The following is a 14,924-nucleotide window of genomic DNA, read 5'->3' as shown; positions in this document are numbered from 1 at the left end:
CTCCAGAACGACAATGCTCAACCGCCCGAAACACATAAAGAGCCTTCCGAAATTGGCCAGTCCTCAGCGCCTGACCACTGGGCGAGTCTTTTCGAGGTAACGCGACACGCCGGTGATCGTACTACCGGTACCAACCCCGGACACGAATATGCCGACCATTCCGTCGGTGTCATCCCAAATCTCGGGACCGGTGGTCCTTTCGTGTATCGCTGGATTGGCGGTTCTTGAACTGCTGCAGTAGCAGGTAATGCGCCGGGTCCGACGCAGCGATCTCCTCGGCCCTGGCGACGGCGCCACCCATGCCCTTCGCGCCGTCGGTCAGTATCAGCCTGGCGCCATAGGCGACCAGCAGCTTGCGCCGCTCCAGGCTCATCGTTTCCGGCATGGTCAGCGTCAGGGCAATGCCACGTGCAGCGGCGACGAAGGCCAGAGCGATGCCGGTGTTGCCGCTGGTCGGTTCCACGAGTTCCTTGCCTGGACCCAGCAAACCACGCTCCTCGGCATCCCAGATCATCGCAGCCCCGATGCGGCACTTGACCGAATAAGCCTACCGACGGCTCGCGTAGTGGCACCGGCCGCCGCCGCAACACGGCCTGCGGCGATCCTTCACGCAGCGAGGTGACACAACAAATCAAGCCGGCGGCGTGCAACGCACCCGCGGAGTGCCTGTGCCCATCAACGCAGCCGCGAGTTCGTCGTAGCAGTGGGCGTTCACGTAGGCACCGCCCGGACCCGGCGCCGTCCGGTCGCGGATTTCGCCGCGCTCGGGGGGGTTGTTGCGGCCCCAAAGGATGTGCACCGACTCGTGCAGGACGACGGCCGAACGACTGTCGTCGTCGGCGATTTCATCCCAGAAACCGGGGCAAAGAACCATACTGCCGCTGCCACGACGCGACCAGGCGAACGCCTCGCAGTTGGGCACGCGGGCGCGGGCTATCGAAGCCGGGTCACCGGCACAGACGTACTGGATCGGCTGCGCCAGCAGTCCCGCGACCAGCGAATAACGACGAGCAAGAATTCGTAGCTCTTCGCCGAGCGCGGTGTCATGGTCGGGCCGCACGCGGCCGGTGAGCCGGTTCAGGAAACCGCCGCGCACTTCGGGCGGCAGCCCAAAGCGCGCTTCGAAGGCGGCCAGCGTCTCTGCCGCCGGCGGCTGCGCGCCGAGCAGCGCGGCGGCGTTGGCGGCGATCTCGGCGGCTCGGGAATCGACCGTGGCCAGCGCCAGGCGTGCGTCGTCCGGAGCGCTGTTGACCCCATCCGGGCAATTCGACCAACTGGCGACGCTGCGCAGCAGGCGCGGCAAACCCGCCGCGCGGCCCTGAACCACGTGCGCCAGCTCGTGCGCGAGCAAGGCGCGCCCCGAGTCAGTGGCCGGTCGATACTGACCATCGGCGAACACCAGGTGCTCTCCCGCAGTGTACGCCAGCGCGTTGACGGCGCGTGCCGAGCGCGCGGCGACCGCATCCGTGTGCACCCGCACCGCGGCCAGGTCGTGGCCAAAGCGCGGCTCCATCCAGGCTCGCAGCTCACCGTCCAGCGGAGTGCCGGGCGAGCGTAGAACTTCTCCGACAGCCTCAGCAGCAGCCGGCCCAGGCAGCGCCGGTGTCGCCGCGTTCGTCGCGTCCGGAACGGCGCGGCGCAGGACGCGCGCCGCCATTCGGTCGGCTTCGCGCTCCAGTGCATCCCCAGGCTGGCTCAGCGGCAGGCCTGGCGGTAAGCGACCGGCACAGCGGGGGCAGCTGCCGCCACAGGCACAGGCCGCCCGGCGCAGCAACGGCGCGGCGAAGTCCGCGCGCCGCCCGTCTGATGGCACGAGGGATTTCCCCGGCATAGCAGGGTCGCGCCCGGCTGAACGTAAGACTGGTTGCCGCAGCATGACTTATCTCCGTAGTCGGCTATTAAGGATAGGAAATCCAACGGCGCCATGAAAAGTATATGAGCCTCCGTCAAGGGGCGTCAATCTCTAATTGTTCTTTGCTCCCGATGATCTGCGCGACCGCCTCGCGGCCTTGGTGCATTGAGGAAAGCGTTGCCGACGATCATCCGGTCGCATGCGCGGACAAGATTCGCGTCGTCTGCGCGACGCGGCACGATGAGGAAGCATTCAGGACGCAGTCGGCACTCGGGCGCTCGCTCGCGCTTTACGCGATGTTCGATTTTCTCGAGCGGCACCTGTTTCCGAACAATTCCGCCGGGCTGCCGGCCGTCTATAACATCGCCCTCGGCGAAGCGAAGGATGCGCCGAGGGTCCTGGTGTTCGTTCATGACCCGATCGTCATTGGATACCATCTGATAGCGACATGAAGACCTGCGTCCATTCCTCCCGACCTAGACCACCCATGCTGCTGCCAAGGCGAACGATGATGACGCCTGCCGATGGGTTCACGTACAGAAACTGCCCGAGATGGCCGTTTGCCATGAAGTCGGACCGATCACGCGCGACCAGCCACCATAGGCGCTGGTAATTCCAGGCGCTACCATCGGTCATATCGATGCGTGTGGATTCCCTCACCCAGACTTCCGGGATGATCAGCCGCCCGTCCCATATTCCCTTGTTCAAGTAAAGCCGCCCGAACTTGGCGAAGTCCCGTGCAGTGGCGGCGAGGCAGCAACTCGTTTTTTCCAACCCACCCGGCGCATGATCGATGCTCCATGCGCCGCCATATTCCATGCCCAGCGGGTTCCACAGGCGCTCCTGCATGTACTGGGTGATGCTCTTGCCACCCAGCGCACGTTTGAGAACGAGCGTCAACAGCAAGACATCGCTCGACTTGTAGATAAAACGAGTGCCGGGTCGCTCCCGCAGTCTGAGGTTCAGGATTTCTTGTTCGAGACGGTTTGTATAGAGAAGCGAACGTGTATCCCAAACGGAAAGTCGTTCTCGGCGTAGTCGATGCCGGAGGTCATTTGTAGAAGGTGCTTTAGTGTGACTGGCGTGAATCCCCTGCTCTTCAATTCAGGCACGAGGTCGGTCACGGGCTGATCGATCGACTTGAGGTATCCGTCTGCAATGGCGCAACCCACCAGAATAGAAAAGACCGACTTGGCCATTGAGAAAGACAAGGAGGACGTAGCCCGGTCGAAGTTTGCATTGTATTTCTCGAATAGGATTGCATCGTCCTTCACAACGAGAAAGGCAACCGTGTCGGTTGCGGACAGCAGTTCCGATAGGTGAACGTCCCGACGGTCACCAAAGCTGACTACAGTAGGAATATTCCATTTCCCGTGGCCTTCGCGAAAGCGAAAGGGTTCGGCTGCGGCGGTCAGATGGTGCTGAGGAAAGATACGGTCATCCTCGATGCCGGAGAAGTTGTAAACGACCGTCCGATAAACAGTGACAGGCCCAGCGGCAACAATCCACACGATCGCGGCAGCTAATGCGAACAGGGAGACTGCAAAATATGGCTTGATCCGTCGAGTGTTCATATACCGCTTTCACGCAAATAGGTGCGGCCCAATCGTGCTGGTCTCAACAGGGCGTCGATGAATCCAGTTGTTCCCGTTCCTCCGCCGTCAGCGTCACTCGATATTTGATCGCCGGTGGGCCGCTATCCCGGAAACGTATCGCCCATGTCCGCGCCCTTATGACGAGATTCTGACCGAGGGCGAAGCAGTCACCCCCCGCGCACCAAGCAAACGGTCATGACTTTGCAAGACCCCCCGGATCATGAAAGTCATGACCGTTTCCCTCTCCCCCGACCCCTCCCCCACAAGTGGGGAGGGGAGATTCGTGAGTCGCTAACGCGACTTTCACATTAAGCAAGGCGACCTACCTGCTCAGCCGCCTGCGGAATCATGCCGACATGTCTGGCGCTTCATGACGACTCGGGTTTGGACTGTCTTGGCCCTGAGAATTGCCGCGCCGCCCGGTGCGCTCGCCGAGGCCCGGCAAAGGGGCCGCCTTCACCGACCGCCGGCTCAGGCTTCGAGACCGTCGCGCAGGATCGTTTCGATCTGTTCGAAATCGAAGTGCTCGGCATATTGCCGCAGAAGCTGCCCGAGCGCCTCGTCGTGTGCTTCCACTCGCGCGATCAGTCGGTCGATGCGCTCGACATTCAAAGTGACTGCCGCTTCGGTCAGTTCGCGTCGCAGCTCTGGCGGCAGTGCCGCGACGACCGCCCGGTCCGCCCGTTCTGCAACCGGCGACGATCGGCTCACCGTCGCCTCATGCTGGTAGCGCACACCCAGGAGGCGCGCCAGGCACGCGAAGACGTCGGCGCGACGAAATGGCTTGTGCAGAATGTCGTCCATGCCGGCGGCCAACATTTCTCCACGCTGCTCGGCGAATACGGAAGCAGTGAGCGCGACTATCTTGACGTCCTTTCCGCCGTCCAGCGCCCGGATGCGGCGGGTGGCCTCCAGTCCGTCCATCCCGGGCATACGTCGGTCCATCCAGATGAAATGGGGGCGCCACGACTGGAACAACTCGACGCCGCGCACGCCGTTCTCCGCCGTCTTTGCCTGAAACCCGGCCCCTTCCAACAGCCTGGCGAGCAGCAAGGCGTTCTCAGGTTGGTCCTCGACAATCAGGATCCGGAGCTCCGGCTGGCCTGGCGCCAAGGCCAGAACCTCACCGTCTCCTTCAGGCAAGCTGCTCACTTCGGGCGCCGATGCGGGTTCTATCGGCAAGTCGATAGAGAAGCAACTGCCCTGGCCCATCTCGCTGACTACACTGATTCGGCCGCCCATCAACTCGACGAACTGACGCGTAATCGCCAATCCGAGTCCGGTGCCGCTGTGCGCCGACGCCTGGCCCGCCTGTACGAATGGTTCGAAGATCATCGCCTGTTCTGCCAGCGCGATACCCGGACCGCTATCCGCCACGTCGATGCGCAGGCGGCGACCGTCTGCGCCGGCAGTGGCATCCAAGCGCAGCGTGACCGCACCCTGCTCTGTGAACTTGATGGCGTTGCCCAGCAGGTTGACCAGCACCTGCCGCAAACGGACCTCGTCGCCCCGAATGTAGCGCGCCACCTGCCCATTACGTTCCAGGCGCAGGTCGAGGCTCTTTTCGCGTGCGCGCTGGCCCATCATGGCAACGACATCATTCACCGCGGAGTCGAAGTCAAATGGCGCCACTTCCAGAGCGATGCGACCAGCCTCGATCTTGGCCATGTCGAGGATGTCGTTGATCAGACGCAGCAGGTGTTCACCGCTGCGGTTGATGATGTCCAGATGTTCCCGGTCGCGCCCGGTGATGGCGGCTTCTCGGCACATCATTGCCGAGAAGCCGAGGATGGCGTTGAGCGGCGTGCGCAGCTCGTGGCTCATGTTGGCCAGGAAGGTGCTCTTGGCCCGGTTTGCCGTCTCGGCCAACTCTTTGGCATGCTCCAGTTCGGCCGTGCGAACCGCCACCAGTTCCTCGAGGTGATTGCGATAGCTTTGCAACTCCAGTTCCGCACGCTTGCGTTCGGCGAGTTCGAGCGTCAGCTTCCGGTTGAGTTCGGACAACTCGGCCGTGCGCGACTTGATGGTCTGTTCCTGGCGTTCGTAGAGCACCGCATTGCGCAACACCAGAGCGAGAATGGTCGATAACGGACCAATCAAGGTCGTCGTGGCCGCCAGTTCGGCCTCCTCGGGCAAGCCAAGCAGGAGCAGCGCTCCGACGTGGTGAGCGCCGACCATCAAGGGCATGGCCATCGTCAGGCCCATCCCTTCTTCGAGCAGGATGCGCGCCGCTTCCGAAGAGTCGCCGGGAGGCCACACTTCGACCGCCCGCATACCCCGGAGCATGCCGCATAGACGGCGAAATCCCGCCGAATCACCGACAGGTCTGCGGCGCTTGGGATCGACGCTGACGATCCGGTAGTCGCCCGCCGCCGAATCCGTGTCGAACTGGATCAACAGCACGCTGCGGGCGGCGGTCATCGCACGCAGTTCCTTGGTCAGATAGCTGCCGGTATTGCCAGGGTTGTCCGCACGGTCGAGAACGTTGCTCAGAACGTCGATGGTCATGAACGACAGCGCGGGATCGTTGAAAGCGTCTCTGGTCATCCCGCTATCACCGATTCATCGAGCCGCCCCAGCGCCTCGCTGATGGCGCTGTGCAGGCAATCCAGCGGCGTGGCACGTGACTCCCATGGCAGACCGCAATAGTCTGCAATCGCCCGCAGCTTCTCTTGCGGCACGGGCAGCATGCCAGTATCGAGATAGACGATCAGGCGATGCAGGTCGCCCATCAGCCCTCTGGCATTGGCCCGATCGAGACCCAGCTCGTGCGCGAAGAAGCGCTCGCCTCGCTGCGCCCATTCCGGCAGCAGGAAGTAGGCACCATCGCGCGCGTCCCGCCGGTAGCGTTCACGGCCGAGCAGCAGTTCGGCACAGTTGGCTCCCTTGGTGAGCACGACGCCAGGTTGCGCCGCAAGCTGCCGCATCCCGACATAGCAGTCGCCATAAACCAGGACCACCCCTCGCCCGCTCCTCCGTTCCTCCTCGACGATCGCTTCCAACTGCTCACCGAGTCTAGCCGGACAAACGTGCAACATGGAGCGCACGACGCGAATCCGTAGCGCGGGCCAGTGGATCTGCCAGAGCGCCTCGACCTCGGCCGCGAACACCGAGCATACGACCAGCGTCGGTGGACAAGGCCCGGATTCGGTCACCGGCGATCCCCAGCAAATTCCTCCACCGATTTCCGGAAGGCGTGAATGTTGGCCGGGGGCGTATCGATGTACATGTCACCCTTGCAACTGGCCAGAATGAAACGCGGGTCGTCGCGCCGATTCTCCAGTGTCTTCCGGCACACCGCTTCGACATCCGCTGCCGCGGCTCGCCGCATCCACGGTGACGCGGGCCCGCTGAGCAGAATGGAGTCTGCGCCAAGAAGCCGGCGCGCCCGTTTCAGGTTGTCGCCCTGCGCGAGGACGAAACCGGCGACGGAAGGCAAACCGGACAAAACGTCCAGGTTGGCCACGAGGGGAAATTCCAGATGGTGCAGGACGACCGGCCCATGAACTCGCGCCAAGGTATCAACCAGCACGGGCCGCGAAAACTCCTGCAATATCTCGCGGGTAACGAAACCTGGCGAAGCGAAGCCGATTGTCCACACGACAAAGGCAGCGCCATCGGCGAAGCAGCGGTTGGCCAGTTCCGCGGCGAAGGGAGTCACTCGCCGCATGATCGCCTCAGCGGCCGGACGATCGAACAGCAAGGTTTCCAGCCAGGCGTCGAGGCCCATTACCAGCCCGGGAATGTCGATTGGCGCGACGAGAAGCACGGCTACCGGCACTTCCCGCCCGTGTTCGGCGACCACGCGCCGCAACGCCTCCCGCAGGTACGACAGGCGCGGATGCCGGTCCGGATCGGGAAACGGCAGACCGTTCCATTCGGACGCCACCTCGATGGCTGGTGTCGACACCACGGGCGGCCCCTTGTCGAAATAGCGGGCCTTGCTGCCGAATGCCTCGCCGATGGCGGCGACGATCAGGGGGCCGAACAATATGTCCGGGGCAAAGGTTTCGCGTACTGCCGTCTGCCCGCGCGCATAAGCCGCCGGGTCGTTGTAATGCTCCTCGAGGGAGCAGCCGGTCAAGGCCGCGCCGTACTGGCTCAACGGCATGGTGAACATTCGCCGGTCGGCCATTTCACCCGCCATCAGGCATTGCAGGCGCTGGATGCTGTTCACCGGGCGTCCTCGCCGCGTTCGCCGCGCGCCCAGAGCTCGGCAAAAAGGTGTGGGGCTTCGAGCATGTCCGGCGCGGTACCATCCCCCCCCACTTCATCGCAAAGCCCTTCTGCAACCAGAAACACGGCGCCGCCCACCGCCAGTTGAATACGCCCGGACAGCCCTCGTGCATCGAGTTCACGCCGGATTTCCTTGATGTTCAGTGCCGTCGTCATGGTCATCGCCGACACGCCGATGACCCGCGCGCCAATCTCGATCGCCTTGTCTACGAACTCGGCCGCCGGCACATCGTTGCCCAGATCGCAAACGACCCAACCGCTGGAGCGCAGCATCGTCGCCACCATGCGGCGACCCAGGGCATGGAAGTCTTCCTCCGCGTTGCCGAGAACCACCGGCCCTTTGACCGTTTTTGGTTCACTGTTCTGCGCGAGCAATCCGGCGGACTTGGTCAACATGTCTTCGGCCACCTTGGCCGCGACATAGGCTTGAGCCAGCGAAAAGCGTTCCGAGTTGATACCGCGACCGATTCTTTTCAGGGCTGGCTCGAGAAGATCCTTGTACGCCGCGGCATAACCGTGTCGCGCAGCCCAGTGGTCGAGCAATTGTCCAGCCCGTTCGCGATCGGCGCGGCTGATTGCGGCCACCAAGGCCCGCCGAATGTTCAGATCGGAAAGCTCGCCGTCCGGGTGTTCGCCTGGCGTCATCTCGGCGTCCTCCCTATACTATCCAGGCGCGCCGTGGATCGCGACCGGCGCTAGGCCGACGTTGCCTACAAGCTGCCGAACGCTCGCCGTCGCCGACTGGAGAGCGCAATATCGGCCGCCGGGGTGCCTCTGAGGGATCTTTTCACCGCGCTGCGCCGGGTCGAGGCGCGTATGCTCGCATTGAGCCGTTCTGGTGTTGACGCGCCGGTCGTCGGAGCGTTCGTGTGGCATTGCGGGTCCTACCGTTCTTGATGCTCGGGATCGACGCCAAGTCCACCCCTCAGGGTATTTCCCTGGCAACTGAAGGCGATCCGGGCGACCGCTGACAGGGCATGATTCCAATCAGCGTATACTTCCATATTACATTGTCGACTGGGCAATTGAAACCCATCCGAGACTATCGGGGAAGCGAAGACCTCGTGCGAATCATCGCTGAGCGTCATGCGCGACGACAAAGCGCCCGCGACAGCGCCTACCGAAGGCGGCCGCCAGACCCGAAAAATCACATAGGAGAAAAGACTTGCCTGATGAAGCAGCGCGCATCACCGGCGTCATTCTCGCGGGTGGGCGCGGTCGCCGTATGGGCGGCGTGGACAAGGGGCTGCAGGAACTGTGCGGGCGACCGCTGGTGGCCTGGGTCATCGAGCGCTTCGGTCCGCAGGTCGACGAACTGCTGATCAACGCCAATCAGAACGGTGATCGCTACGCCGTTTTCGGCCATCGCGTCCTGACCGACCAGATCTCCGATTTCGCTGGTCCGCTAGCCGGTCTGCAGGCCGCGCTGCTGGGGGCGACGCACTCGCTGCTGGCTACCGCTCCCTGCGATTCACCGTTCCTGCCGAGCGATCTGGTTCTTCGCCTGCTGCAGGCTCTGACCACGAGCGGCGCCGATCTTGCCGTCGCCCGCACCTTCGACCAGCTGCAACCGGTGTTCTGCCTGTGCCGGCGTGACGTACTGCCATCATTGAGCGAATACCTGGAAAACGGTGGACGCCGCGTCGATCGCTGGCACGCGACGCTGCAGGTAGTCGAGGTGGCTTTTGATGATCAGGCCGAGGCTTTCGAGAACATCAACAACTGCGAGGAACTAGAGCATGTCGAAAGGGTGCTGCCGGATCGGACAACCTGATCTTACGGATTTTGCACAGTACCGAGTTGCAGGATCATCTGGCCGAAGTCCATCAACGACGGCAAAAAACAATGGATTGAGCCTATTGAAAGCAAGCCGACATCCTTTTGGAATGGGCTTGAAATGCAATCAGACAAAGTGGAATTACCGGCTCCGGGCACAGCAACTCTGAGAAACTGCTCGATCTGCACCATCGTTATCAGACGTGCTTCGTTCATGTTGATCACCATCCCTGAGAGGATCAACCCAAACGCCAAGTCACCCGCGATTTCTCTCGTTCAGGCTCATTCCTGGGGGGCAATGCGTTCCTCGTGCAGGCTCATACCACGTTGGACAAGGCTGGATCCGGTAAGACCGCCATCTCCATCTTTCTGTTAGAATTGCCATGTCGTGGCTGTCGGAAGGCGCTCAACGACAACCCAAGAGAGTACTCGCGGTTCTCCTCGCTACGATACCACCGAGATATGGCCACTACGTCGCACCCCTCTTTCATCATCGTCGGTCTGACCATCGCAGGCAAGAGGTTCCGCCCCAGTGACTGGGCTGAAAGACTTTGCGGTGTTCTTTCAGCTTTTGGCGCCGAGAAGAAAATGCGCTATTCACCCTATGTCGGCCCCAGGACCTACAAGGGCGAGAAAGCTGTTTTCGTAGACGGCCGATTATACGAAGTGGAGCCCATGGCCTACCGCTTCGTACTGCATTTCGCACAAGACAACGATCTGCAACTGATCCAGGACCTCGTATAGTGGTCTATCAGCGAGGAGCCTGTCGGACACAAGAAGAGCGTGCACTTTCCGACAGTCTCTGCATGGTCTTGTGTCGGCCGGTCGGGTGGAGTCAGGAAACGTTCATGTGAATCATCCGCGTTCTTGGCCGGAAACCAGCAACATGGGCTAACGGTCATGACTTTTCCAGGCACCCCCGATCATGAAAGTCATGACCGTTTCCCTCTCCCCCGATCCCTCCCCCGCGCGGGGGAGGGGGAGATTCGTGAGTCGCATACGCGACTTTCACATTAAACCAGCCTCCTTTGCTACCCTGGCTGGAAGGTTGTCGTCGACCCATCTGGGTGCCCATCCTGCCGCGATCATTTCCGCTTCGCCCAATATTCAGGCGGCAGAAAATTTCCCTTAGCAAAGAATGCCTTGCGGCAGCTCTCCACGCCTGACCCACAGCTTGCACACAGTGTTGTCCGTGCGTTTTCGGGATAGCGAAAAGCGGTTTCCGACTTATCCACAGCCCCATGGGAAAAGGCCGTCGACTCGACGGCCTTTTCTTCCTCTGCGGAGAAATAGGAAGACTACCGCGCCGCGAGTTCGCGCAGATAGCGCTGCCAGTTGGCTACGTAGTGATCGGCGCTATGCTGCAGCCGGGCGACTTCTTCATCACTGAGCCGGCGGATCACCTTGCCGGGTGAGCCGACGATCAGCGAATGGTCTGCAAAGACCTTGCCTTCCGGGATCAGCGTGTGGGCGCCGACGATGCAGCCCTGGCCGATCACCGAGCGGTTGAGCAACACCGAACCGATGCCGATCAGCGATCCATCGCCGACGGTGCAGCCGTGCAGCATCACCAGGTGGCCGACGGTGACGTTGCAGCCGATCGTCAGCGGTACGCCTTCGTCGGTATGCAGGACGGACTGGTCCTGGATATTGCTGTTTTCGCCGATCGTGATCGGGTCGTTGTCGCCGCGCACCGTTGCGTTCCACCAGATCGAGGCGTTTCTGGCCAGGCGGACGTCGCCGATCACGGTGGCGTTGGGGGCGACCCAGCTTTGCGGGTCGATCTGGGGGCGCCGGGCGCCGAGGGTGTAGATGGGCATGGGAGAGGTTCTCGCTGAGTGGGCTGAAGAAAGATTGTAGCCTGTCGTGCTACTGATGGCGTAGCGCCTCGATCGGATCGAGGGCGGCGGCGCGGTGCGCCGGGTAATAGCCGAAGAAGATGCCGATCCCGGCGGCGACCCCGAAGGCCACCAGGATCGAGGCGCCGGAAATGACGATCACCATGTCGGTCAGCGCATTGGTCAGCAGCGCACCGCCGATGCCGAGAAAGAGCCCGATCAGGCAGCCGGCGACCGAGATCATCAACGCTTCGAGCAGGAACTGCGCGAGGATGTCCCGCTGGCGCGCGCCGATTGCCATGCGAATGCCGATCTCGCGCGTGCGTTCGGTTACCGAGACGAGCATGATGTTCATGATCCCGATGCCTCCAACGAGCAGCGAAACCGAGGCGATCGCGCCGAGCAGCAGCGACATGACGCGTGTCGTCTCGGCTGCCGAGTCCGCTGCCGCGGCAAGGTTGCGCAGATAGAAGTCGTTGTCCTGCCCTTCACGAATGCGATGACGCTGGCGGAGCAGCGCGGTCATGCTCTTTTCGACCGCCGGCATCGCCTCGGCCGAAGTCGCCTGCACCATGATCAGGCGCACCGAGCCCGGAAAGGGGTTGCCGAAGACCTTGCGCTGCGCGGTAGTCAGCGGAATGATCACAGTGTCGTCCTGATCGCGGCCGTCGAGGTTCTGCCCTTTCTTGCCGAGCACGCCGACGATCACGAAAGGGCTCTGGCGGATGCGGATGGTCTTGCCGAGCGGGTCGTCGCTGCCGAACAGATTGTCGACGGCGGTCTGGCCGATCAGCGCCACCCGCGTCGCCGCGCGCACATCTGAGTCGCCGAAGGGATAACCGCTGACGATCGTCCACGCGCGCGCATCGAGATACGGCGGCGTCGTGCCGACCACCGTCGCACTCCAGTTGTTCGCGCCATAGACCAGTTGCTGTGTGCCCTGCTGCACCGGTGCGACATTGCTGACGCCGTCGAGCTCGGCGATTGCTTCTGCGTCGGCGACGGTCAGCGTCGGGCCGCCGCCTCCCCCGCTGCGCAGGCCGCCGGCACTCGTCGAACCGGAAATCAGGATGTACAGATTGCTGCCCATGCTGCTGATGGTCTGCGCCACGGCGTACTGCGCGCCCTGGCCGATGGCCATCATCAGCACCACCGAACCCACGCCGATGACCATTCCGAGCATCGTCAGCATGCTGCGCATGCGGTTCGCGCCCATCGCCTGCCAGGCTTCGCCGAGCATCGCTTTCAGCATGCGGCGAGCACGCTGGTGGGCGTCGGCAGGTCACTGACCAGGCGTCCATCACGAAAACGCACCTGCCGTGCAGCGTGTGCGGCGATGTCCGGCTCGTGGGTCACCAGCACGATGCTGATCCCTTCGCGGTTGAGGGCTGCAAACAGCGCCATGATCTCTTCGCTGGTATGGCTGTCGAGGTTGCCGGTCGGTTCGTCGGCCAGAATCAGTTGCGGCGAGTTGATCAGCGCGCGTGCAATCGCCACGCGCTGCTGTTGTCCGCCCGAGATGCGGCTCGGCAGCGCGCCGGCGTAATCGCCGAGGCCGACCCGGGCCAGCTCATGCCGCGCACGCTGCCGCCGCTGCTCGCGCTCGATGCCGGCATAGACCAACGGCAGGGCGACATTGTCGGCCAGCGTCATCCGCGGCAGCAGGTTGAAACCCTGGAAGACGAAGCCGATGCTGCGGTTCCGGAGTCGCGCGAGTTCGTCCTTGCTCAACTGCGCGACCTTGCGGCCGACCAGAAAGTAGTCGCCGCTGCTCGGCGTATCGAGGCAGCCGAGCAGGTTCATGAAGGTCGACTTGCCCGACCCCGAGGGTCCCATGATCGCCACGAATTCACCCGCCTCGATGCAAAGATTGACGTCCCGCAACGCCGGGAAGAGTCCGGCCGCGGTTTCGTAGGACTTGCCGAGACCGACGACGCGAATGACCGCCTCGGTCATCAGAACAGTCTCATCCCCACACTGCTCGGCTTGCCGTTGCTGCTGGCGACATTCTCGCCGGTGACGACGATGTCGCCGACCTTGAGATCGCCGCCGAGCACTTCGGTGTTGCGATTGTCGGTAATCCCGAGCGATACGCTAAGCGCTTTGAGTTCGCCATTCTCGACGCGGTACACCGTGCCGCTGGCCGTGTCGCGTTTCCTGCCCTTGCCCTTGCTCTCCCCGCTGCTCTCGCTCGCCGTTTTCTGTCCGGCGGGCGTGCGCTCGCTGTCGCTGCTCTCGCTGGGTTTGAAACGCAGCGCCGCGTTGGGCACCAGCAGGACATCCTGGCGGCTGGCGACGCCGATGCTGACGTAGGCGGTCATGCCGGGCAGCAGGATCTGTTCGGGATTGGAGAGCGAAACGCGCACATTGTAGGTGACGACGTTCTGCTGCGTCGTCGGGTTGAGACGAATCTGCTGCACTTCACCCTGGAAACTGCGGTTCGGGAAGGCGTCGACGGTGAAACGCACCTTCTGTCCTTCGCGGATCTTGCCGATGTCGGCCTCGGCAAAGCTCGAATCGATACGCATCTCGGAGAGGTCCTGTGCGATCTTGATCAAGGTGGGTGTCTGCAGGCTGGCTGCGACCGTCTGCCCGAGGTCGACGACGCGGTCGACGACGACCCCCGACACCGGCGAGCGGATCGTCGTGTAATGGAGGTTGACCTGATCCTTGTCGGCGGCGGCTTTCGCCTGAGCGAGTTGCGCCTCGCTCGAGCGGCGCGTCTGGACGGCCTGTTCGAGTTCCTGCCGGGAGACATATTCCTGTTCAAACAGGGCTTTCATCCGCGCTTCGCTGGCGCGCGCCAGGTCGAGCGCGGCGGCGACGTTCTGCACGTTGGCCGCCGATTGACGGGCTTGTGCGGCGAGCAGCGAGTCGTCGAGTTCGAGCAGCGCCTGGCCTTTCTCGACCTTGTCGTTGAAGTCGACATAGAGCCTGGTGACCGTCCCGGAAACCTGCGTGCCGACATTGACCAGTACGATCGGGTTGAGCGTGCCGTTGGCCGAGACGGTCTGGGTGACATCCCCCCGTTCGATGGCCTGCAGCTTGTAGCGCTGTTCGAGCGACTGGCTGCTGCTCTGGCGATACCAGTACACACCGCCGGCCGCGAGGGCAAAGAGGAGAAGAGCGAAGAGGCTGCGCGCGTGCTTCATGGATTGCGGACTTTCTGCTTGCTGATCGAGAGCAGCAGCGTGCTGTCGAGGGCGCCGATGGCTCTGGCCAGGGTGGCGCGCGACACGTGCCAGTCGAGCATCGCCTGGATGCGTTGCAGGCGGGCGTTGGCGAGCGCACTCTGGGCGTTGAGGACGTCGAGGATGTTGCCGACACCGGCCTTGTAGCGTCCGAGGGCGACACGCTCGGAATGCTCGGCGCTGGCCAGCAGGTCGGCAGTGGTATGAATGGTCTGGGTGGCAGTGCTGAGGCTCTGATAGGCTTCCCAGACCTCGAGCGCGATCTGCTGGCGGACGTTGTCGCGGCGGGCGCTCTGAACCTCGGTCTGGGCGGCGGCGGCGCGAACCCGGTAAGTGGTGTTGAAGCCGGAGAAGATCGGCAGGTTGACCGTCAGTCCGATCGAGTTGCCGTTGGCCGAGGCACTGCCAAGGTCTGTCCACTGCGGGCCGGCGCTCA

At 62.9% G+C, this 14,924-nt stretch carries 16 protein-coding genes and 1 pseudogene; 3 read left to right on the top strand and 14 right to left on the bottom strand.

Annotation, left to right across the window (positions count from 1 at the left end):
* Positions 1–81 precede the first annotated feature (81 nt).
* Both CAPSK01_RS03785 and CAPSK01_RS21750 read right to left on the bottom strand, forming a co-directional pair.
* A pseudogene (locus CAPSK01_RS03785) lies at positions 82–547 on the bottom strand (pyridoxal-phosphate dependent enzyme); the annotation flags it as partial.
* Positions 548–631: 84 nt separating this feature from the next.
* Positions 632–1,657 (bottom strand): DUF4157 domain-containing protein, encoded by a 1,026-nt coding sequence (locus tag CAPSK01_RS21750; RefSeq protein WP_273703035.1) that lies wholly within the window; start codon positions 1,655–1,657, stop codon positions 632–634.
* Positions 1,658–1,935: 278 nt separating this feature from the next.
* Between CAPSK01_RS21750 and CAPSK01_RS21745 the strand changes: the two genes are divergently transcribed.
* A complete protein-coding gene (locus CAPSK01_RS21745) occupies positions 1,936–2,304 on the top strand; it encodes a hypothetical protein (protein WP_273703034.1) in 369 nt (122 codons plus the stop codon).
* On the opposite strand, the gene CAPSK01_RS21740 is transcribed toward CAPSK01_RS21745, so the two are convergent.
* From CAPSK01_RS21740 to CAPSK01_RS03750, 6 genes are all read right to left on the bottom strand, one after another.
* On the bottom strand, positions 2,276–2,779 hold the full coding sequence (locus CAPSK01_RS21740; RefSeq protein WP_273703064.1) for a serine hydrolase: 504 nt from the start codon (positions 2,777–2,779) through the stop codon (positions 2,276–2,278). The two genes, CAPSK01_RS21745 and CAPSK01_RS21740, sit on opposite strands and share 29 nt — an antisense overlap.
* Positions 2,780–2,814: 35 nt before the next feature.
* Positions 2,815–3,426 (bottom strand): serine hydrolase, encoded by a 612-nt coding sequence (locus CAPSK01_RS21735; protein ID WP_273703033.1) that lies wholly within the window; start codon positions 3,424–3,426, stop codon positions 2,815–2,817.
* A gap of 492 nt (positions 3,427–3,918) precedes the next feature.
* Positions 3,919–5,994 (bottom strand): ATP-binding protein, encoded by a 2,076-nt coding sequence (locus tag CAPSK01_RS03765; protein ID WP_273703032.1) that lies wholly within the window; start codon positions 5,992–5,994, stop codon positions 3,919–3,921.
* Positions 5,991–6,602: a DUF1638 domain-containing protein gene (locus CAPSK01_RS03760; protein WP_034922762.1), complete on the bottom strand. Its 612-nt coding sequence runs from the start codon at positions 6,600–6,602 to the stop codon at positions 5,991–5,993. Before CAPSK01_RS03760 ends, CAPSK01_RS03765 begins: the two co-directional genes overlap by 4 nt.
* Positions 6,599–7,624 carry a uroporphyrinogen decarboxylase family protein gene (locus CAPSK01_RS03755; protein ID WP_034922759.1) on the bottom strand — a complete coding sequence of 342 codons (1,026 nt, stop codon included), beginning with the start codon at positions 7,622–7,624 and terminating at the stop codon, positions 6,599–6,601. Before CAPSK01_RS03755 ends, CAPSK01_RS03760 begins: the two co-directional genes overlap by 4 nt.
* Positions 7,621–8,328 (bottom strand): cobalamin-dependent protein, encoded by a 708-nt coding sequence (locus CAPSK01_RS03750; RefSeq protein WP_273703031.1) that lies wholly within the window; start codon positions 8,326–8,328, stop codon positions 7,621–7,623. The genes CAPSK01_RS03755 and CAPSK01_RS03750 overlap by 4 nt, the downstream gene beginning before the upstream one ends.
* A 520-nt stretch (positions 8,329–8,848) precedes the next feature.
* Here CAPSK01_RS03750 and mobA point away from each other — a divergent pair.
* Positions 8,849–9,457 (top strand): molybdenum cofactor guanylyltransferase MobA, encoded by a 609-nt coding sequence (gene mobA / locus CAPSK01_RS03745; protein ID WP_034922756.1) that lies wholly within the window; start codon positions 8,849–8,851, stop codon positions 9,455–9,457.
* A 2-nt stretch (positions 9,458–9,459) separates the two neighbouring features.
* Here the strand turns inward: mobA and CAPSK01_RS03740 are convergent, their stop codons facing one another.
* A complete protein-coding gene (locus CAPSK01_RS03740) occupies positions 9,460–9,675 on the bottom strand; it encodes a hypothetical protein (protein ID WP_273703030.1) in 216 nt (71 codons plus the stop codon).
* Positions 9,676–9,921: 246 nt separating this feature from the next.
* On the opposite strand from CAPSK01_RS03740, the gene CAPSK01_RS03735 reads away from it, so the two are divergent.
* The gene (locus tag CAPSK01_RS03735) at positions 9,922–10,203 is read left to right on the top strand and encodes a DUF3579 domain-containing protein (protein ID WP_034922939.1); all 282 of its coding nucleotides are present in this window, start codon (positions 9,922–9,924) and stop codon (positions 10,201–10,203) included.
* Between the two features lie 554 nt (positions 10,204–10,757).
* Here CAPSK01_RS03735 and CAPSK01_RS03730 read toward each other — a convergent pair.
* The 5 genes from CAPSK01_RS03730 to CAPSK01_RS03710 form a co-directional block, all read right to left on the bottom strand.
* Positions 10,758–11,279 carry a gamma carbonic anhydrase family protein gene (locus CAPSK01_RS03730; RefSeq protein ID WP_034922750.1) on the bottom strand — a complete coding sequence of 174 codons (522 nt, stop codon included), beginning with the start codon at positions 11,277–11,279 and terminating at the stop codon, positions 10,758–10,760.
* 49 nt (positions 11,280–11,328) lie between these two features.
* Complete coding sequence (locus CAPSK01_RS03725) at positions 11,329–12,549, bottom strand: ABC transporter permease (RefSeq protein WP_034922747.1); 1,221 nt, start codon at positions 12,547–12,549, stop codon at positions 11,329–11,331.
* On the bottom strand, positions 12,543–13,253 hold the full coding sequence (locus CAPSK01_RS03720) for an ABC transporter ATP-binding protein (protein WP_034922744.1): 711 nt from the start codon (positions 13,251–13,253) through the stop codon (positions 12,543–12,545). Before CAPSK01_RS03720 ends, CAPSK01_RS03725 begins: the two co-directional genes overlap by 7 nt.
* Positions 13,253–14,449, bottom strand: coding sequence for an efflux RND transporter periplasmic adaptor subunit (locus tag CAPSK01_RS03715; protein WP_034922741.1), 1,197 nt, complete (start codon positions 14,447–14,449; stop codon positions 13,253–13,255). Before CAPSK01_RS03715 ends, CAPSK01_RS03720 begins: the two co-directional genes overlap by 1 nt.
* Positions 14,446–14,924 (bottom strand): TolC family protein (locus CAPSK01_RS03710; protein ID WP_034922738.1); only part of this gene is annotated, 479 nt, incomplete at its 5' end. The genes CAPSK01_RS03715 and CAPSK01_RS03710, both read right to left, overlap by 4 nt.

It is taken from the genome of Candidatus Accumulibacter vicinus (assembly GCF_000584955.1).
GTDB lineage: Bacteria > Pseudomonadota > Gammaproteobacteria > Burkholderiales > Rhodocyclaceae > Accumulibacter > Accumulibacter vicinus.
The sequence above is the reverse complement of the archived record's forward strand: the minus strand, read 5'-3'. Positions and strand labels throughout refer to the sequence as shown.